Annotated in this window: 19 protein-coding genes and 1 pseudogene; 7 read left to right on the top strand and 13 right to left on the bottom strand. The window is 61.5% G+C overall.

Annotated features, from left to right (window positions below; all coding sequences use genetic code 11):
• The first annotated feature begins 210 nt into the window (after positions 1 to 210).
• Genes ACSHXH_RS12575 through ACSHXH_RS12565 form a run of 3 tightly spaced genes read left to right on the top strand, consistent with a single transcriptional unit; the run spans position 211 to position 2,635 of the window.
• Positions 211 to 846, top strand: coding sequence for a DUF6778 family protein (locus ACSHXH_RS12575; protein ID WP_435672143.1), 636 nt, complete (start codon positions 211 to 213; stop codon positions 844 to 846).
• A 50-nt stretch (positions 847 to 896) separates the two neighbouring features.
• Positions 897 to 2,093, top strand: coding sequence for an RSP_2647 family RNA methyltransferase (locus tag ACSHXH_RS12570; protein ID WP_435672142.1), 1,197 nt, complete (start codon positions 897 to 899; stop codon positions 2,091 to 2,093).
• Complete coding sequence (locus ACSHXH_RS12565) at positions 2,090 to 2,635, top strand: RSP_2648 family PIN domain-containing protein (RefSeq protein WP_435672141.1); 546 nt, start codon at positions 2,090 to 2,092, stop codon at positions 2,633 to 2,635. The genes ACSHXH_RS12570 and ACSHXH_RS12565 overlap by 4 nt, the downstream gene beginning before the upstream one ends.
• 116 nt (positions 2,636 to 2,751) lie before the next feature.
• Here the strand turns inward: ACSHXH_RS12565 and ACSHXH_RS12560 are convergent, their stop codons facing one another.
• From ACSHXH_RS12560 to ACSHXH_RS12545, 4 genes are all read right to left on the bottom strand, one after another.
• Entirely contained in the window at positions 2,752 to 3,957 is a 1,206-nt protein-coding gene (locus tag ACSHXH_RS12560; protein ID WP_435672140.1) for a peptidoglycan DD-metalloendopeptidase family protein, read from the bottom strand.
• A 58-nt stretch (positions 3,958 to 4,015) separates the two neighbouring features.
• The gene (locus ACSHXH_RS12555) at positions 4,016 to 4,657 is read right to left on the bottom strand and encodes a protein-L-isoaspartate(D-aspartate) O-methyltransferase (RefSeq protein ID WP_435672139.1); all 642 of its coding nucleotides are present in this window, start codon (positions 4,655 to 4,657) and stop codon (positions 4,016 to 4,018) included.
• Positions 4,657 to 5,442, bottom strand: a complete 786-nt coding sequence (surE, locus tag ACSHXH_RS12550) for a 5'/3'-nucleotidase SurE (RefSeq protein ID WP_435672138.1) — start codon at positions 5,440 to 5,442, stop codon at positions 4,657 to 4,659. The genes ACSHXH_RS12555 and surE overlap by 1 nt, the downstream gene beginning before the upstream one ends.
• Positions 5,443 to 5,571: 129 nt before the next feature.
• Entirely contained in the window at positions 5,572 to 6,228 is a 657-nt protein-coding gene (locus ACSHXH_RS12545) for an SDR family NAD(P)-dependent oxidoreductase (protein ID WP_435672137.1), read from the bottom strand.
• A 112-nt stretch (positions 6,229 to 6,340) separates the two neighbouring features.
• Between ACSHXH_RS12545 and ACSHXH_RS12540 the strand changes: the two genes are divergently transcribed.
• Entirely contained in the window at positions 6,341 to 6,931 is a 591-nt protein-coding gene (locus ACSHXH_RS12540) for a biotin transporter BioY (protein ID WP_435672136.1), read from the top strand.
• Positions 6,932 to 7,079: 148 nt separating this feature from the next.
• Here ACSHXH_RS12540 and ACSHXH_RS12535 read toward each other — a convergent pair whose 3' ends face one another.
• The 8 genes and pseudogenes from ACSHXH_RS12535 to alr form a co-directional block, all read right to left on the bottom strand.
• Complete coding sequence (locus ACSHXH_RS12535) at positions 7,080 to 7,346, bottom strand: amidophosphoribosyltransferase (protein WP_435672135.1); 267 nt, start codon at positions 7,344 to 7,346, stop codon at positions 7,080 to 7,082.
• A 91-nt stretch (positions 7,347 to 7,437) separates the two neighbouring features.
• Positions 7,438 to 8,895, bottom strand: a complete 1,458-nt coding sequence (purF, locus tag ACSHXH_RS12530; protein WP_435672134.1) for an amidophosphoribosyltransferase — start codon at positions 8,893 to 8,895, stop codon at positions 7,438 to 7,440.
• A gap of 121 nt (positions 8,896 to 9,016) precedes the next feature.
• Positions 9,017 to 9,589 (bottom strand): CvpA family protein, encoded by a 573-nt coding sequence (locus tag ACSHXH_RS12525; RefSeq protein WP_435672133.1) that lies wholly within the window; start codon positions 9,587 to 9,589, stop codon positions 9,017 to 9,019.
• 32 nt (positions 9,590 to 9,621) lie between these two features.
• Positions 9,622 to 10,989: a DNA repair protein RadA gene (radA, locus tag ACSHXH_RS12520; protein ID WP_435672132.1), complete on the bottom strand. Its 1,368-nt coding sequence runs from the start codon at positions 10,987 to 10,989 to the stop codon at positions 9,622 to 9,624.
• A gap of 59 nt (positions 10,990 to 11,048) precedes the next feature.
• Positions 11,049 to 11,861: a DNA repair protein gene (locus ACSHXH_RS12515; protein ID WP_435672131.1), complete on the bottom strand. Its 813-nt coding sequence runs from the start codon at positions 11,859 to 11,861 to the stop codon at positions 11,049 to 11,051.
• 198 nt (positions 11,862 to 12,059) lie between these two features.
• A pseudogene (locus ACSHXH_RS12510) lies at positions 12,060 to 12,501 on the bottom strand (paraquat-inducible protein A).
• Between the two features lie 3 nt (positions 12,502 to 12,504).
• A complete protein-coding gene (locus ACSHXH_RS12505) occupies positions 12,505 to 12,885 on the bottom strand; it encodes a hypothetical protein (protein ID WP_435672130.1) in 381 nt (126 codons plus the stop codon).
• Between the two features lie 12 nt (positions 12,886 to 12,897).
• On the bottom strand, positions 12,898 to 13,935 hold the full coding sequence (gene alr / locus ACSHXH_RS12500) for an alanine racemase (protein ID WP_435672129.1): 1,038 nt from the start codon (positions 13,933 to 13,935) through the stop codon (positions 12,898 to 12,900).
• Positions 13,936 to 14,056: 121 nt separating this feature from the next.
• Here alr and cobT point away from each other — a divergent pair, with 121 nt between their 5' ends.
• The 3 genes from cobT to ACSHXH_RS12485 are packed head-to-tail and all read left to right on the top strand — an operon-like array spanning position 14,057 to position 16,325.
• Positions 14,057 to 15,067, top strand: a complete 1,011-nt coding sequence (gene cobT / locus ACSHXH_RS12495; protein WP_435672128.1) for a nicotinate-nucleotide--dimethylbenzimidazole phosphoribosyltransferase — start codon at positions 14,057 to 14,059, stop codon at positions 15,065 to 15,067.
• A complete protein-coding gene (locus tag ACSHXH_RS12490) occupies positions 15,064 to 15,828 on the top strand; it encodes an adenosylcobinamide-GDP ribazoletransferase (protein ID WP_435672127.1) in 765 nt (254 codons plus the stop codon). The genes cobT and ACSHXH_RS12490 overlap by 4 nt, the downstream gene beginning before the upstream one ends.
• Positions 15,819 to 16,325: a histidine phosphatase family protein gene (locus ACSHXH_RS12485; RefSeq protein ID WP_435672126.1), complete on the top strand. Its 507-nt coding sequence runs from the start codon at positions 15,819 to 15,821 to the stop codon at positions 16,323 to 16,325. The genes ACSHXH_RS12490 and ACSHXH_RS12485 overlap by 10 nt, the downstream gene beginning before the upstream one ends.
• Before the next feature lie 6 nt (positions 16,326 to 16,331).
• Here the strand turns inward: ACSHXH_RS12485 and ACSHXH_RS12480 are convergent, their stop codons facing one another.
• Positions 16,332 to 17,822, bottom strand: a complete 1,491-nt coding sequence (locus ACSHXH_RS12480) for a replicative DNA helicase (RefSeq protein ID WP_435672125.1) — start codon at positions 17,820 to 17,822, stop codon at positions 16,332 to 16,334.
• Positions 17,823 to 17,931: the final 109 nt, after the last annotated feature.

Genomic DNA, 17,931 nt, shown 5'->3' with positions numbered 1-17,931 from the left:
TGGCCAGTGATGTAGTCAAGTTAGCGCTAACAGTAAAGGTCTAACAATTGAGAACGCTCAAAGCCGCAGGCGTATGGTTTTGTCACGCGCCGTTCGGATCTCCATACAACATTTGCGCGAAATTGTACGGGTTTTGCCCTGATACGGCCCATATCCGCGATCATTCTAGCTGAAATGAAAAAGCATTCGCTTTGCGATGGAGGCGTCATCATGACATTGATTTTCAAGACACTGACCGGGCTGGTTCTTGCGGCGACGTTGACGGCCTGTGGCACTGTGCCGACGGCAACACGGTCTGCGATGCCCGACAGCGCGTTTGTGGGCATCCCGCAACCGAACCTGCGGGTCGAGAGCTTTACCGTCTCTGTGCCCCGGTCGCTTGAGGTGAATGAGCGCAACACCTATTACCCTCGCGGTGACATTGTGTGGCGCGGCGACCCCATGGGCGACCGTCACAGCCAAGTGAAAGCGATGTTCGAAGCTGGTTTGCGCAGTGCGTCCCCGCAGATTGACGGCACCCGCGCGGTGCGTCTGGATGTGCAGGTCACGCGCTTCCACGCGCTGTCCGAAAAAGCGCGCTATTCCGTAGGCGGTGTGCATGACATCGAATTCAAGTATCGGCTTGTGGACGTCATCACCGGCCAGCCAATTGGCCCCACCAAGGATGTCAGTGCCGATCTTGCAGGTCTGGCAGGTCAGGCGGCCATGGCTGCGGATGCCCGTGGCGAGACCCAGAAGGCGCGGATCGTTGCGCATTTGAACCGGGTCTTTATCGAGGAACTGACCTTGCCCGGAGGCCACCAAAACGCGCAACTTGGCCTGTTGCAACAGATCAACGACCTCTGACATCAAAAGACGGCTTCCCCCTTTTGAGTGAGGGGCGTAAAGGGGGCGGTATGACACTGTCCCCTTTGCCGATTATTCGCCTTTTGCCCAAAACCAAACCGCAAGCCATTCGGCGCGGCTATCCTTGGGTCTATGCCAACGAAGTGGTCACCGACCGCCGGACCCGCGCGCTTGAGCCGGGCACGATTGCCGTGCTTGAGGATGCAGAGCGCACTCCGCTGGCCTTGGTGGGGGTGAACCCGAACTCCAAGATCATTGGCCGCGTGCTGGATGGTCCCGAGGGCACAGCCCCCGATCAGGCATGGTTCGAAGCCCGTCTGAGCAAAGCGCTGAGCCTGCGGGAACGCATGTTCCCGACGCCTTTCTACCGCCTGATCCACGCCGAGGCCGATGGCCTGCCGGGTGTGATCATTGACCGGTTTGGCGACACTGCGGTGGTGCAGCCGAATGCGGCTTGGGCTGATCTGCTCTTGCCGCAGCTGACGGCTGCGCTGGCCAAGGTCACGGGCGTGACCACCATCCTCAAGAACGCAGGTGGCCGGGGTCGGTCGCTTGAAGGGTTGGATGATGTGGATGCGGTGCTGTTGGGCGATGCCCCCACCGGGCCGATCTCGGTCGAGATGAACGGCGCCACCTACATGGCGGACCTTCTCGGCGGGCAGAAAACCGGATTGTTCTTTGACCAACGCCCGAACCACGCCTTTGCCGCACGGCTGGGCGCGGGCGCGCGTGTGCTGGATGTGTTTTCGCATGTCGGCGGCTTTGGTCTTGCCGCGCTTGCGGGCGGTGCCGTGTCGGCCCATTGCATTGACGGGTCTGACCCGGCCTTGGCGCTTGCGTCAGAGGGGGCAAGACAGATGGGCGCGGTTGACAAGCTGACCGTGACCAAAGGCGATGCGTTTGATGTGCTGACGACCTTGGGCACCACCGACGACCGGTTTGAGCTGGTGGTTTGTGATCCGCCCGCCTTTGCACCGTCGAACAAGGCGCGCGAAGCCGGGTTGCGGGCCTATGAACGGGTTGCGCGGCTGTCTGCTCCGCTGGTGTCAGAAGACGGCTATCTGGTCCTGTGTTCCTGCTCGCATGCCGTTGATATGACTGCCTTTACCGGCGCATGTCTGCGCGGGATCGGGCGGGCTGGACGGCGGGCGCAATTGATCCACACCGGACAGGCCGGACCGGATCATCCGCTGATGCCGCAGCTTGCGGAATCGGGTTATCTCAAAGCGTTGTTCTTCCGTCTGTGAAGGTGCTGCTTGACACCTGTGTGCTGTATCCAACGGTGATGCGCGAGGTGTTGCTGGGGGTTGCGGGGCAGGGCCTGTTCGAGCCGCTCTGGTCGGAACGCATTCTGGGCGAATGGTCTCGCGCGGCGGCCAAGCTGGGCGCGCAGGGACAAGTGCAGGCCGATACCGAGATTGCGATGGTGTCGGCCCAGTGGCCCAAGGCCAAGGTGATGCCCATGGCGTCTTTGCTTGACCGGTTGTGGCTGCCTGATGCGAACGATGTGCATGTGTTGGCGGCGGCGATTGCCGGGAATGCGGACGTGATCATCACACTGAACGCCAAGGATTTCCCGCGCAACATTCTTGCAGAAGAGGGTCTGTCGCGGGCGGATCCGGATGCGTTTCTGGTGGGGGTGCACGCCAGCGCACCAGAGGTCGTGGCCGGAGCCGTGGCGCGGGTGCATGACGAGGCGAACCGGCTGTCTGACCACCCTTGGGACTTGCGCAAGCTGATGAAAAAAGCGCAATTGCCGCGCTTGGGCAAAGCGCTGAGCGTGGACTGAGATTATTCGTACGAATAATCTTGGACATCTCTATAAAACATTAAAGCGTGCCAAAGATCAGGCGGATTTTTTGCACGTCACATGCACGATTTGTGCACCTGCAAACCCTGATCCCGTCAGCGCAGATAGGTCATCGGATCGACGCTGTCGAAACCCTTGCGGACTTCGAAATGCACGCGCGCTGGTTCGAAATCGGCAACCTTGGCAATGGATTGCCCCCGGCTGACCGCATCGCCTTTGGCGACAGTGATGTTGTCAACATGGGTATAGACCGTCAAAAGGTTGTCCGGGTGGCGGATGACCAGGATGTTGATGCCATCGGTGTTGCGCGTGATGGCTGCGACCTGACCGCTGGCTGCGGCCTTGACCGTGGTGCCGACCGATGCGGCGATGTCGATGCCATCGTTGCGGCCTTTGGAATACTCGCGGATGATGCTGCCCTGCACTGGAAACGCCATCGCCGCGTTTGACGCGCTTGCGGCGGTTTGGGTGCCGACATTGGCCACTGGTGGCGCGGCAGCGGCGGCTGCGGTGGCGGCCTGTGTGGTCGCGGCCGCAGCGGCAGGCGTTTCGGTGGGCAAGGGCTGTGATGCTGAGGGTGGCTGGGGAGTGGGTGATCCACGGCCGGGCTCAATCGGTGCAACTTCGCGCGGCGCGGGTGCCTGCGTGACCACTGGGATCAGCAGATATTGCCCTTCGCGCACCGAGAAATTGCTATCGAGGCTGTTCCACTCGGACAGCGATCGCACCGACACGTTGTAGAGCCGCGAGATGGTGAAGGCGGTTTCCCCGCGTTCGACCTGGTGGCGGATCGGTTCGGTGCCGACTTGCGGTGTGGGCCGCTGTGCGGCTGGCGTCGGGGCCGAGCGTTCGATGGCGTCATTGGCCAGCGTTGTGATGTCGATTTGCGAACTGGGCCGGATCGGGCCGGTTGTGGTGGCTCCGGTGGCGGGCGACGGCTCGGACACGCGACGGGGCAGGGCAATGATTTCGCCTGCGCGCAGCGTATCGCCGCTTTGCACGCCGTTGTAGCGGGCCAGCTCATCCGCAGGCAAACCCACACGCGCCGCCAGAGCCGCCAGCGTATCGCCGCGCCGGGCGACGGCCACTTGATAATTCGGATAGGAAATCACGCCGCGATTGTCGGCGGCAGGACGCGGCGCGGTTGAGGCGCGCGCGGCGTCGGCGGTGTTGAACCCGCCATTCATCAGGCCGCGCATATCAAGATCGAGCGGTTCCGAACAAGCCGCCAAGAGCGCCAAAAGCGACAGGCTGCCACCCACTCGAAACCCGATACCAAAAGAAACTGTGCGTGCTGCCATGTCGAAATCCTCGGATGCGCCGGTTATGCCCCGGTCGTCGCACGATACTATGCCCGTTTTATCCGTCGCGGGCCACCCCTTCGATCAAGGGAACAAAGCGAACGGGCCTCAATTCATCGTAATCAAGTCCTGTCTCGGTCCGGCGGACCCGGATCAGATGTTGCACCGCGTCCGATTGCCCAACCGGAAGCACCATGATCCCGCCCACCTTGAGCTGGGCCAACAGCGGCCCCGGTGGGTCTTCGGCGGCGGCAGTGACCAGAATACGGTCGAACGGGGCCTGATCGGGCAGGCCGAAACTGCCATCAGCAGTAAAGGCGGTGACATTGGTCAGGCCAAGCTGGTCGAACACCTCGCGGGCCTCGCGCACCAGACGCGAATGGCGGTCCACGGTATAGACGCGGCGGGCAAGCTGGCTCAGGATCGCGGCCTGATAGCCGGACCCGGTGCCCACTTCGAGCACGGTATCGCGCGGGCTGATTTCGAGCGCCTGCGTCATCAAACCCACCACCGACGGCTGGCTGATTGTCTGTCCGCAGGCAATCGGCAGCGGCATGTCTTCATAGGCGCGTTCGGCGAAATAGCCCTTGATAAAGGGCGCGCGGTCAACCTGCTCCATCGCGGTCAGCACCGCAGTATTTGTTACGCCGCGCGACCGGAGCGCGTAAAGGAACTGCATCTTGAGTTCCGCATCCTCCATTAGAGAAAGGCGTCCTTTAGGGCACCAAGGTGATCAGTGGCCGTCAGGTCGGCGCGCATCGGCGTGACGCTGATATAGCCCGACAGGTTTTCGAACGCATCGCTGCCGGGGGCGGTGGGGGCGCGCTGATCGCCGCCCTTGATCCAAAGGAACCGACGCCCCGAAGGCGACTCGTGCGGTTCAACCGAAAAGCGCGTGCCTTGGCGGATGCCTTGCGGTGTCACACGGGTGCCTTTCACGGCGGCGGCTGGCACGGGCGGAAAATTGACATTGTAGAACAGCCTGTAGCCGTCTTGGCCCTTTGGATCATGGGCAAGAATCCGCCGGATCACCTCGGTCCCATGTATGCGGGCGGCCTCGAACGGGTCTTGCGCGTCAACATTGTCGGGGCCGTAATACTGTGACAGCGCAATCGCCGGGATGCCTTGCAGCGCCGCTTCCATCGCGCCGCCCAACGTGCCGGAGTAAAGCGCGTTCTCGGCCGAGTTATTGCCACGGTTCACGCCAGACAGCACCAGATCCGGTGGCGTGTCCTTAATCACGTCATGCAGACCGGCCAGCACGCAATCGGCGGGGCTGCCTTCGGTGGCGAAACGACGGTCGCCCATTTGGCTGACCATCATCGGGTGGGTATAGCTGATGCAATGACCGACGCCGGATTGTTCAAAAGCGGGGGCCACTGTCCAGACCTCGCCATCGGGGCCTGCCAGAGCCTGCGCGATTTCGCTCAGCGCCATAAGGCCCGGTGCATTGATCCCGTCGTCATTCGTGATGAGTATGCGCATCTGCTCTGCCTTGCTTTTTTCCTGCATAGGCCAAGCCCCGCCCTGCGGCAAGCATCCGCCGGGACAATACGGGCCTGGAGGTTCCAGGGACGGACCGTCGCGGATGCGCCGACGCATCCGGCACTTGGTTCAGTCGCTGAGGATTTCCGGCAACAGCCGCGCGGCTTCGGCAATGGGCGATGCCAGCGTGGAGCGGTCTTCGCCGGGGAAGAACCGCGCGCGCAGGTGAGTGCCCATGGGGTTTGGCGCAAGGATACGCACCTTGGGGCCGATGGACTGGGTTTCGGCCTGCCAAGTCCGGGCCAGATTGATCTGGGCGGCCTTGGTGGTGCCGTAATGGCCAAAGAACTTTTCGCCCGCATGCCCATCGTCAAAGAACACGGCTTTGCCTGTCTGGCCCAGCAGCGGTGAAATATACGGCACAAGGTGGGACATCGCATCGACATTGATCGACAGCGATTTTTTCCAGTCCTTGGCGTCAAGATGGTCGACAGGCGCAAGCGGGGCTGCGTGAATGGCGGTGTGCACCCACAGTCCAATCTGCCCCCAGCGGTCATGCACCGACTGGCACAATTGGGCCATCGCATCGGCCTTGGTGATGTCCATCGGCGCCAGCGTGGCGCTGCCGCCTTTGGATGTGATGCGATCGTCAAGATCTTCGAGCCCGCCCACGGTGCGGGCCACTGCGATGATGTGATGCGTGTCGGCCAATGCCTCTGCCAGCGCAAAGCCAAGACCACGAGAGGCGCCGGTGACCAGCGCGAGGGGGCGAGATGTGTCGGTCATGCTCTGTCACATGCCTTTTTGCCGCCGCGCCCGCAAGAGGGCAGTGCTTGACTTGATGCTGCATTTGCAGAATTAACGGGGGCAAAGCAAAGATGAACAAGGGACCATGGTCATGACACTCACGCAAGCTGCCTTTGGCACAACCACTCTATTCCGGCAGGTGCTTTTGGCGCTTGGCGGCGCGGCGTTTATCGCGGCGGCCACGCAGGTGTCGGTGCCGTTCTTTCCGGTGCCGATGACGCTCCAGACACTTGCGATCCTGCTGGTCGGTCTGAGTTTTGGCGCACGTCTTGGAACGGCGACCTTGGTCACGTATCTGAGCTATGGCGCGATGGGTCTTCCGGTTTTTGCAGGCGGCATGAACGGTTTGGCGTTTGCCGGTCCAACAGCGGGCTTTTTGATGGGCTTTGTCCTGATGGCCGGTTTGGCCGGTCTGGCGGCGGATCGCGGGATCGCCAAGGGTGTTGTGTCCACGGCGATCGTTGCGCTGATGCTGTCGGCGCTGCTTTACATTCCCGGTATCGCGTGGCCGATGGCGGTTGCGTCGGCGACAGGTGTGGATGCGGGATGGGTCGGTCAGGAGATCGGCTTCTACTGGACGCATTTCGCAGCCCCGTTCGTGATCGGTGATGCGGTCAAATCCGTGGTTGCAGCGCTGATCGTGACGGGCGCGTGGAAGATGCTGGCCGGTCGCAAAGCCTAACAGTTTTTACCGTTCGGTAAAATTTGGACCCCTGCTGAGAGATTGGCGGGGGTTTTTTGTGACATTGGACAAAGCGGGGGCTTTGCCCCCATCCGCCTTTGGCGGGCTTTCCCAAGATATTTGTGAACCATAGAAGATCGGGACGCGGTCAGGAGCGTGGGGCGGGCATGGTCAGCCAACGGGCGGTGCCATTGCGGACCAGTGCCACGCGGCCTGCCTCAATCGCAAGGACCGTTTGGCCATTGATGGCGTCTCCGCGCGCCACGGTTTTGGTTGTGCCGCCGCGCAGTTTGAGCAGGGCATGGGGGTCTGATTGGGGTCCAAAAGTGCCCAGCAGGATCAGCCTGCCGTGCAGATCGTCGGTGGTTTGGGTTGCGCTTTGCGCCACCTGCGGTGGGGGTGCGTCTTGGGTCATCGGACATACTGTTTCAATCGCCTGCCACATGGGCGCGATTACAGGCGATGACCAGAGCGTGTTTTGGCGCTGCGCGGAAGGCTGCCGAGGGTTACTCGGCGGCCTTCATCTGGAATCCCTGTTCCACCATGTCGGAGGGTTTGACCGGGTATTCGCCGGAGAAACAGGCATCGCAATATTGCGGCGATTTGGGATCGCGGCCCGACGCTTCGCCGACAGCACGGTAAAGCCCGTCAAGCGAGATGAACTTGAGGCTGTCCACGCCCAGATGGTCGCGCATCTCATCCTCGGACATGGTTGCAGCCAGCAGCTTTTCGCGCTGCGGCGTGTCGACACCGTAAAAACACGGCCAAGCTGTGGGCGGCGACGCGATGCGGAAGTGCACTTCGGCAGCACCGGCATCCAGGATCATTTCCTTGATCTTGCGGCTGGTGGTGCCGCGCACAACGCTGTCATCCACAAGGACCACGCGTTTGCCCTTGATCAGGGCCCGGTTCACGTTGAGCTTGAGTCGCACACCCATGTTGCGGATCTGTTCAGTCGGTTCGATGAAGGTGCGGCCCATATACTGGTTGCGTATGATGCCCATGCCGTAGGGAATGCCGGATTCGTGCGCATAGCCAATGGCGGCAGGCGTGCCGCTGTCAGGGACTGGGCAGACCAGATCTGCGTCCACGGGCGTTTCGCGGGCCAGTTCCACACCGATCTGGCGGCGGGTCTCATAGACCGAACGGTCGCCGATGATGCTGTCCGGGCGCGAGAAATAGACGTGTTCAAAGATGCAGAACCGCGATTTCTGTGGCCGGAAGGGGCGGATGGATTCGACACCCTTTTCTGCGGTGATGACGACCATCTCGCCGGGGTCGATTTCACGCACGTATTCGGCACCGATGATGTCAAGCGCACAGGTCTCTGATGACAGCGCCCAGCCATCGCCGATCTTGCCCAGAACCAGAGGGCGCACGCCCAGCGGGTCGCGGACGCCGATCAGCTTGGTGCGGGTCATGGCCACCACCGAGAATGCGCCTTCGACACGGCGCAGCGCGTCTTCCATGCGTTCGGGAATGTTGCGCTGCAAGGACCGCGCCATCAGGTGAATGATACATTCGCTGTCAGACGACGATTGAAAGATTGATCCGCGTTCGATCAGTTCCTTGCGCAGGGCAATCGCGTTGGTGATGTTGCCATTATGGGCAATCGCCGCTCCGCCCATGGAGAATTCGCCAAAGAAGGGCTGCACGTCGCGGATCTGGGTCTGGCCCTTTGATCCGGCGGTGGAATAGCGCACATGGCCGATCGCCAATTCGCCGGGCAGGGTTTCCATCAGTTTGTGGCTGGTGAAGTTGTCGCGCACATAGCCAAAGCGGCGGGCCGAGTTGAAGCCATGTTCGGGGTGGTGGCTGACAATGCCGCCGGCTTCTTGGCCGCGATGTTGCAGTGCGTGCAGGCCGAGAGCGACAAAGTTCGCCGCGTCGGTCACGCCGACAACGCCGAAGATACCGCATTCTTCTTTCAGCTTGTCATCGTCAAAGGGATGGGCGGGTGGCATCTGGGTGTCGGACAAACCGGTACTCCGAATCCGTGGCAGCAGAGGATGCCCCCTCTTAGAGGCCAGAGCGCCGAGTGTCACGAAACTATCATGGTTCCGTGACAGGTTCACGGAAGTTTCGTCAGGTGTCGCTGTCCGAGGGGGCGTCACAAACGCCGACAAGCTCTTCATATTGTGCGGTGATCCAGCCCAGAGCCTGTTCGGGGTTCTGGTTTTCGATCTGGCCTGTCATGCGGCTGAACACCACGGCAGAGCGGCTGTCGTCGATCATGGCCACATCCTGAGCGGTGATCACAACCTGATAGACAAAGAACGCCACCGCCACGAGCAGCACGCCGCGCGCCACGCCAAACAGGAACCCAAGCGCCTGATCGACACCGCCCAGGGCAGAGCGTTGGACGATGGTGGAAAACAGCGGCGTGAAAAAGGACATGATCACAAGCGCGATGGTGAACACGGCAGCAAATCCGCCAATCACGCTGAGTTCGCAACTGCCGGTCATGAATTCGCCCAGCACGGGAATTTCGGTCATCAGCGGGCGCATTTGCGGGCCGAACATAAAGCCCAGCACCGCCGCAGCCACCCAGCCCAAGATCGCCATCGCCTCGCGGACAATGCCACGGGAATAGGCCAAGAGCGCAGACAGAACGATGACGACGGCAACAATGCCGTCAATAATGGTGAACCCTTCCATCGGTCCTTGCCCTTTTCTTCACGCGGATGACGCTAACCAGCGCCGAACACATCACCAACAAAACTTGCCAAAGCGTCGATCTCGGTGGCTGTGATCCCATCACGGGTCACCGATTTACCACCCTTTGGCACTATCGCGGCGGTAAAACCAAGTTTTTGTGCTTCTTTCAACCGATTTTCGGTTTGCCCCACCGGGCGCAGCGCGCCAGACAGGCTGATTTCGCCAAAAACCACCGTCTCGGCGGGAAGGGCGATGTCTTCGCGGGCGGACAAGAGCGCGGCGGCCACAGCCAGATCGGCGGCGGGCTCTGAGACCTTCATACCGCCTGCCACGTTAAGATAAACGTCCATTCCCGCAAACGGGATGCCGCAGCGCGCTTCGAGTACCGCCAGGATCATGGCAAGCCGTCCCCCATCCCATCCGACAACCGTGCGACGCGGTTGGCTGTGTGGTGTGGGGGCCACAAGCGCCTGAAATTCCACCAGAACGGGACGTGTGCCTTCGATCCCGGCAAAAACAGCCGAGCCGGGCGAGGGATCGCCGCGTTCCGACAGAAACAGGGCCGAGGGATTCGACACTTCGGCCAGACCCGCGCCTGTCATTTCGAACACGCCAATCTCGTCCGCCGGGCCAAAGCGGTTCTTGACGGCGCGCAGGATGCGGAACTGGTGCCCGCGTTCACCTTCGAAATAGAGCACGGTGTCGACCATGTGTTCGACCACGCGGGGGCCAGCGATCTGGCCATCCTTGGTGACATGGCCGACAAGGATCACCGACGTGCCGCGCCGTTTGGCAAAGGTGGTCAGCTCGTGCGCCGAGGCGCGCACCTGTGCCACGCTGCCGGGGGCAGAGGCCACGTTGTCGGCCCACATGGTCTGGATCGAGTCGATGATTGCCAGATCGGGCTTTTCGTTTTCCAGCGTGGTCAGGATATCGCGCAGGTTCGTTTCGGTCGCCAGTTTGACCGGCGCGTCCTGCAATCCCAGACGGGCGGCGCGCATGCGGACCTGTGCGCTGGCCTCTTCGCCGGAAATGTAGATGACCTTGAGACCGGCATTGGCAAAGGCGGCGGCGGCTTGCAGCAGCAGAGTTGATTTGCCGATACCAGGATCACCCCCCACCAAAAGGGCCGAGGCGGGGACCAACCCTCCGCCCAGCACGCGGTCAAGTTCGTTCAGGTTCGAGGTGGTGCGCGGCGGCGGCGCTTCGGTGCCGGACAGATCGCTGAGCGGCAGGGATCGGCCCTTGGACACACCCAGCGTCTTGGCAGCAGGGCCAGCGGCCAGCGGCACCTCTTCGACGATGGAATTCCATTCACCACAGGAATCGCAGCGGCCCGCCCATTTGTTGGTGGACGCGCCACAGGCCTGACAGACAAACGTTGCAGAGGATTTCGCCATGACGCTGCTTGTGGCGCAAGCGGCGCTGGCCTGCAAGCGTCGGCACAGGGGACCGCGCGTTATTCGGCGGCGCGCCGTGCGAGCAGGGCGACGATGCGGTTGTCGTCATTGTCGGGGAAATGCGCCGGGTCATCCCAATCTGTGGACGCGGCATCGCCGATCGTGGCGGATTTCGCCATATCGCGGGCGGGGATCTGCGGCGTGTCGTCGTGCGAGAACAGCTCTGGCAGGATATCGGACAATTCTTCGTTGAGACGGCTGAGCTGGGCCTGTGCGACGCTTTCCTCAAGCTCGACCTTGTCGATCCAGACGCGCATCTGGGTAGCGGTGGCCTTGGCCTCGTTCAGGCGGGTGTTGAAGTCTTCGATCTCTTGCTGGCGCTGGATCAGGAAGTCACGGGCGCGCGCCACGCTGCGGTCAGAATAGGTCTGGGCCAGGTCCTTGGACAGGTGACTCATTTGGCTGGCCACCTCAAGAAGCGACGGCTCCAGTTCGGCCAGATCGGGGTGATCGCGCAGGAATGCCATGCGTTCGCGCACCGAATCAAATTCGGATTTCATCTTGAACACGCCTTCGCGGTCTGATGCGTGCGACAGGCGGTAGGCGCGCGCCACGTCTTCCATAGCGATCTGAAAGCGCCGGTGCGAGGTCTCAAGCGCCATGATCCGCGCGTTTGCAGGCAGGAAAAAGCACAGGCCCAAGACAAACACTGTCAGGGCGACCTGTACCACCAGTCCGGCCTGAGGGTAGGCGATACCCCCAAATGTTGCGGTCATCTCAAGCCAAGGCGCATAGCCAAAGGTACTGGCCAGTGTATAAACAAGCAAGCCGAGACCAAGAATCGCAATCGTTGCAAACATCAACCGTTGCATGAGCCAGCCCATGGCAACGAAAAGCGAACGCGCCGCACCAATCATTAGAAACCCCCAAGTATCTTTCGTGCCAGTGGCAACGTCGGCGACTTTATGCCGAACACACGAGAGGACATACTGTTTTTTAACGATTTTTCCGACTGTCCTTAAAGAAGTGAACAATACGCGCTGTTTCGTGTGATTGTTGCCGGAACAGGATCAAACCTGTGGCCGACGCGCCTCAGTCATGTTGATGAGCAGAGACGCCATGATGCATGCGGTGAACAAATACAGGCCCCATGCCGTCTCGATCCGTCCGATCCCGATGCCTTTGACCACGGTGATATAAAGCGCGATCAGAAACACATCCGCCATGGCCAGTTTGCCCATGATCCCGATGGCAGGCAACGCGCGGCGGCTGATCAGGTTGAACTGGACCAGCGCCAGACCAAGGGTTTTGACGTAAGGTGCAATCAGCGCAAAGACAGCGACGAGACTGGCTAGGAACAGGTCAGTGTCCCAAAGGGCTGCAAGTCCGGTCAGGACGCTGATTTCGCTGAACCCGAACAGTGGTAACAGACCCGCACGCATCAAGGGGGGCAGACCATGCCACCGGGTAGAGGACCAGCAGCGACAGGTTGATCCACTTGAGGGCGGTCATGTGTCAGACACGGGTGGCCAGCCAGAGCGCCATAAACGCCAGAACGCCGACCCCGTGCACCGGATCAATCCAGCGCCAGCGCCGTGCCGGGATCAGCAGCGACACGGCAAAGATACCCGAAGCAATCAGCGGCAAAACCACGCCGCCGCCCCATGCCATAGCACGGGCGATATCGGGATAGAGCGGGGCCGTTTGCAGGTTGAACGCAGGCGCAAAGGTGGCAAAAACCGCTGCTGCACAGATCAGGCAGGTGATCAGTGCGGGCAGTCGCGCGATGCCCGGCCCGACGATCAGCCGCAACAGGGCAAGAAGGGCCAGCACTTCGAACACCACGAAACGCTGCACGAAAATGAAGGCGAACAGGATCGGCGAAGGTTCGAACATGGACCGGCCTCCTCAGCCGCCGATATAGCGCCGTTCATACCGCGACCCAAGAGACGTGAGAATCTCGTATCCGATGGTGCCTGCCGCGTCTGCAAGGCTGTCCACTGACTGATGCTGTCCCAACAGTTCGACCGTGTCGGGCATGTCCTTGACCGGGCCGACATCGACGCCAATCAGGTCCATCGAGATGCGTCCGACGATCTTGCAGCGGGTCTCGCCGGCCCAGACAAAGGCTTTTGGACCCATCGCGCGGAGGATGCCATCTGCATAGCCTGCGGAAATCGTGGCGATCCGGCTGGGCACGCGTGCAACCCAGCTGTTGCCATATCCAACGGATTCGCCGGGATTGACGTCGCGGACCTGAATCACCGGGATCGACAACGAGACGACCGGGCGCGCATCCACATATGGCAAGCCGCCGTAAAGCCCGATACCGGGCCGCGTCATGTCAAAATGATAGTCCGGCCCCAAAAGGGTGCCGCCCGTGGCCGAGAGCGATTTGGGCACATCAAGCCCGTCAGTCATCTGTTGGAACGTCTGAAGCTGAAAGCCGTTCATGCCGTGGTTCGGCTCGTCCGCGCAGGCCAGATGGCTCATCATCAGAACGGGTTTCTGGCTCAGCGCGATATCGCGCAGGGCGGACCATTCCGCAGGTTCCATCCCCAGACGGTTCATGCCGGAATCGAGCTGGATGCCGAAGGGATGGCCGGGCAATGCTTCGACATGGCGCAGCATCTGGTCGATCGAATTGATCATCGGCACAAGGTTGGCATCGCGCAGCAGGGCCGCGTCGCCCTTCATGTGGCCGCCGAACACACAGATCGTGGGGCCGGGGCCAAGCGCATCGCGCACGACAACGCCTTCTTCAGCCTGAGCCACGAAAAACGTGCGCACGCCCGCCTTGGCCAATGCCTTGGACACGGTATCGGCCCCAAGCCCGTAGGCATTGGCCTTGACCACAGCGGCGGTTTCGCCGGTGCTCATCGCGTCCAGCGCGTTCCAATTGGCGCAGATCGCACCCAGATCAATCGTCAGTACAGCTTGTGTCATGTGGGGTGTTTGGCATGTCCGTCCGGTGGGTCAAGCCGGAAAACGGTGCCGCGTGCGTTTCGGAACGGGATGCGTCGGTTTTGCAGTTGTCGCGCGCACGGGGCAGGGCTAGGCAGACTTTATGACAGATCAGAATTTTGCGACCGCCCTTGCCGCCAAGATTGACGCCAAGACCAAGCCACTGGGTGCCTTGGGCCGGATCGAGGCGTTGGCCGCGCAGGTGGCGCAGGTGCAGGGCACGTTGACGCCGCAGATGGCGACGTGCCGGTTGATCATTTTTGCCGCCGATCACGGGATTGCACGGTCTGGCGTGTCGGCGTTTCCGCCTGACGTCACACGGCAGATGGTGGTGAACTTTGCCCGCGGCGGGGCCGCGGCGAACGTGTTTTGCGCGGCCAATGACGTGGCGCTGTGCGTGGTCAATGCAGGGGTGCTGGGCGGGGCCTTTGGCCTTGAGGGGGTGCTGGATTGCCCCGTCGCCGAGGGCACAGAAAACAGCCTTGACGGCCCCGCGATGACGGCGGCGCAACGCGATGGGGCACTGGCGCAGGGCCGCGCCCTTGGGCTGGCCGATGCCTGCGATGCGCTGGCCTTTGGCGAAATGGGGATAGGCAACACGTCGGCGGCGACATTGATCGCGCATTGCCTGACGGGCCGGGCGGTTGCGGATCTGACGGGACGGGGCACAGGGTTGGATGACGCCGGATTGGCGACCAAGCGGGACATTCTGACCGCAGCGGCGGCGCGCTGTTCCGGGGTGACCGATCCGGCAGAGGTGCTGGCGGAATATGGCGGCTTTGAAATCGCAATGATGACAGGCGCGATGCTTGGCGCGGCAGAGGGGCGGCGGATCATTCTGGTGGATGGGTTTATTGCCAGCGCAGCGGCGCTGATCGCGGTGCGGATGTACCCGGCGGCACGGGATATCATGGTCTTTGCGCATCGCTCGACCGAGCCGGGGCACAATGCGATCCTGGAGGCGCTGGACGCAGAGCCGTTGTTGGACCTCGGGTTGCGGTTGGGCGAAGGCACGGGCGCGGTGCTGGCCTGGCCCTTGGTGAAATCGGCGGTGGCGATGCTGAATGACATGGCCAGTTTCGACAGCGCTGGCATTTCGGGGAGGGCGGTGTGACGCGTATTCGCCTTGAATGGCATCTGTTCCTATTGGCGGTGCAATTCCTGACCCGTATACCCGTGCCGCGCGACCTGCCATTTTCCGATGATCTGTTGATCCGGGCGACCCGGTATTATCCGCTGGTCGGGATGGCGGTTGGCGTGATCGGCGCCGCAGTGCTCTATCTGGCGTCATTCGCGGTGCCCATGCCGGTGGCAGTGCTGTTGTCGATGGCGGCAACGGTGTTTGCCACGGGTGCGTTTCACGAAGACGGGCTGGCAGATGCGACGGACGGGTTAGGCGGTGGCCTGACCCGTGAGCGCGCGCTTGAAATCATGCGAGACAGCCGGATCGGCACCTATGGCGCGGTGGCGCTTGGGCTGGTTCTGGCGCTCAAGGCGGCGCTGTTGATGGGGTTTGCGCCTCTGGATGCGGCCGTGGCGGTGATCCTCGGGCACGCGATCAGCCGTATGGCACCGGTGCAGGTGGTTGCCCGCGATGCCTATGCCCGCGAGGTGGGGGCTAAGTTTGTCGCGCCAACGGTGACAGCAGATGGCTACCGCGTGGCGCTGGCAAGTGCGATTGGATGTGCCGCGGTGACGCTGATCTGGTTTGGTCCGGGTGCGGCGGTGTTGGCATTGGCCGTGGGCACAGGGGCCGCCGCAGTGTTGCGGGCGATGTTCCTGCGCAAGCTGCAAGGCTACACGGGCGATTGTCTGGGCGGGGTGCAGCAAGTGTTCGAAGTCGGGTTCTATCTTGGGCTGGCGCTATGGCTGTAACGCTGATCCGCCACACCACGCCGAATGTGGCCAAGGGCACATGCTACGGACGCAGCGATCTGGGTCTTGCCAAGAGCTTTGGCACAGAGGCCGCGCTTGTGCTGGCCGACATCCCCGGTGCAGAAATCGTGGTGTCGTCGCCCCTGACACGCTGTCATCAACTGGCGCAGCGGATCTCTGCTCATGTAACGGGTGACTTAATCATATCAAGCAATTGGATTGAAATGGATTTCGGGTCTTGGGAGGGTATCCCTTGGGCCGATGTGCCCCGAGCCGGGCTGGATGCTTGGGCGGCGGATTTCATGCGATATGCTGGCCATGGCGGCGAAAGCGTTGCCGATCTTGAAACCCGCGTGACACAGGCGCTTGCGGCAACACCCGACAACGCGATTGTCGTCACCCATTCCGGCTGCATCCGCGCGGCTTGTGCCATCTACGGTATCCATGACGGCTGGAATACGGAAACGCCGTTTGGTGGAAAAGTCACGCTGCCGTAGAGCGGATCACATATCGCCCGCGCCCTGCTGCCACGGCTTGATCAGGTTGCCAAAGCGGGTAAAGCGGCCTTCGAAGCTCAGTTCAATACTGCCAATCGGGCCGTGACGCTGTTTGCCGATGATGACCTCAGCGCGCCCGTGCAGGCGCTCCATCTCGTCTTGCCACGCAGCCATTTTTTCCAGCTCGTGCTCACCCGGTTTTTCGCGTTCCTTGTAGTATTCCTCGCGGAACACGAACATCACCACATCGGCATCCTGTTCGATGGACCCCGATTCCCGAAGGTCGCTGAGCTGTGGGCGTTTGTCTTCGCGGCTTTCGACCTGGCGCGACAGCTGGGACAGGGCGATGACCGGAATGTCCAGTTCCTTGGCAATCGCCTTGAGGCCCTGCGAAATCTCGGAGATCTCGTTGACGCGGTTGTCGCCTTTGCCAGTGCCTTTGACCAGCTGGAGATAGTCGATGATCAACACGTCGAGACCGTGCGTCCGCTTCAACCGGCGTGCGCGGGCAGCCAACTGGCTGATCGGAAGGGCGGGTGTGTCGTCGATATAAAGCGGGCAAGCTTCGAGCGATTTGGCGGCATCCACAAAACGGCGGAACTCGGTTTCCGTCATATCGCCACGTCGGATCTGTTCAGACGGCACCTCTGCGGCCTCGGACAGGATACGCGCGGCCAATTGTTCGGCGCTCATTTCCAGACTGTAAAAGCCGACAACACCGCCTTCGACGGTGCCTTCGGTGCCATCAGGCCGCAGCCCCTTGCGATAGGCTTTGGCGATGTTGAACGCGATGTTGGTTGCAAGCGAGGTTTTGCCCATCGATGGGCGCCCTGCAAGGATCAGAAGGTCGGATTTGTGCAACCCGCCCAGTTTGCGGTCCATGTCGACCAGCCCTGTGGACACACCGGCCAGCCCGCCTTCGCGCTGATACGCGGCATTGGCGACGTTGACCGCATCGGTGACCGCTTTGAGAAAGCTTTGAAAGCCGCTTTCGCTGCGGCCCTGTTCGGCCATCTTGTAAAGGGCTTGTTCGGCCTCAACGATCTGTTCGCGGGGTTCGGACAGGACATCGACCTTGGCGGCGCGCGCGCTGATATCGCGGCCCAGCGTGATCAGGTCACGGCGCACGGCAAGGTCATAGATCATCTGCGCATAATCGCGCACGGCAAACGAGCTGATCGCGGCCCCGGCAAGACGGACCAGATAGGCGGGCCCGCCCAGTTCCTTGAGGCCCTCATCGTCTTCCATAAACGCCTTGAGCGTCACCGGAGAGGCAAGGTTGTTCTTGGCAATGCGGGCAGCCGCGATTTCGTAGATTCGTGCATGTACGGGATCGTAGAAATGCTGCGGGCCTATGATTGACGCAATACGGTCAAACACGTCGTTGTTGGTCAGGATCGCACCCAGAAGCTGTTGTTCGGCCTCGATGGAATGGGGCATCGTTTCGGGGCTTTGGATTTCCGCGCCGGTCGGATTGAAAGTTGTGATCTCATTCATGGCCTATTCCCCGAAGTTCCCGGAAATGAGGTAGCGATATGTGCGGCGCAGGGCAAAATGTATATCCTGTGGAAAACTCGGCTGATGCGTGGATTTAATCTATCTTGCG

The organism is Marivita sp., assembly GCF_051251565.1.
In the GTDB taxonomy this organism is placed as follows: domain Bacteria; phylum Pseudomonadota; class Alphaproteobacteria; order Rhodobacterales; family Rhodobacteraceae; genus Marivita.
Note: the sequence above shows the minus strand (reverse complement) of the source record. Positions and strands in the feature narration are given on the sequence as shown.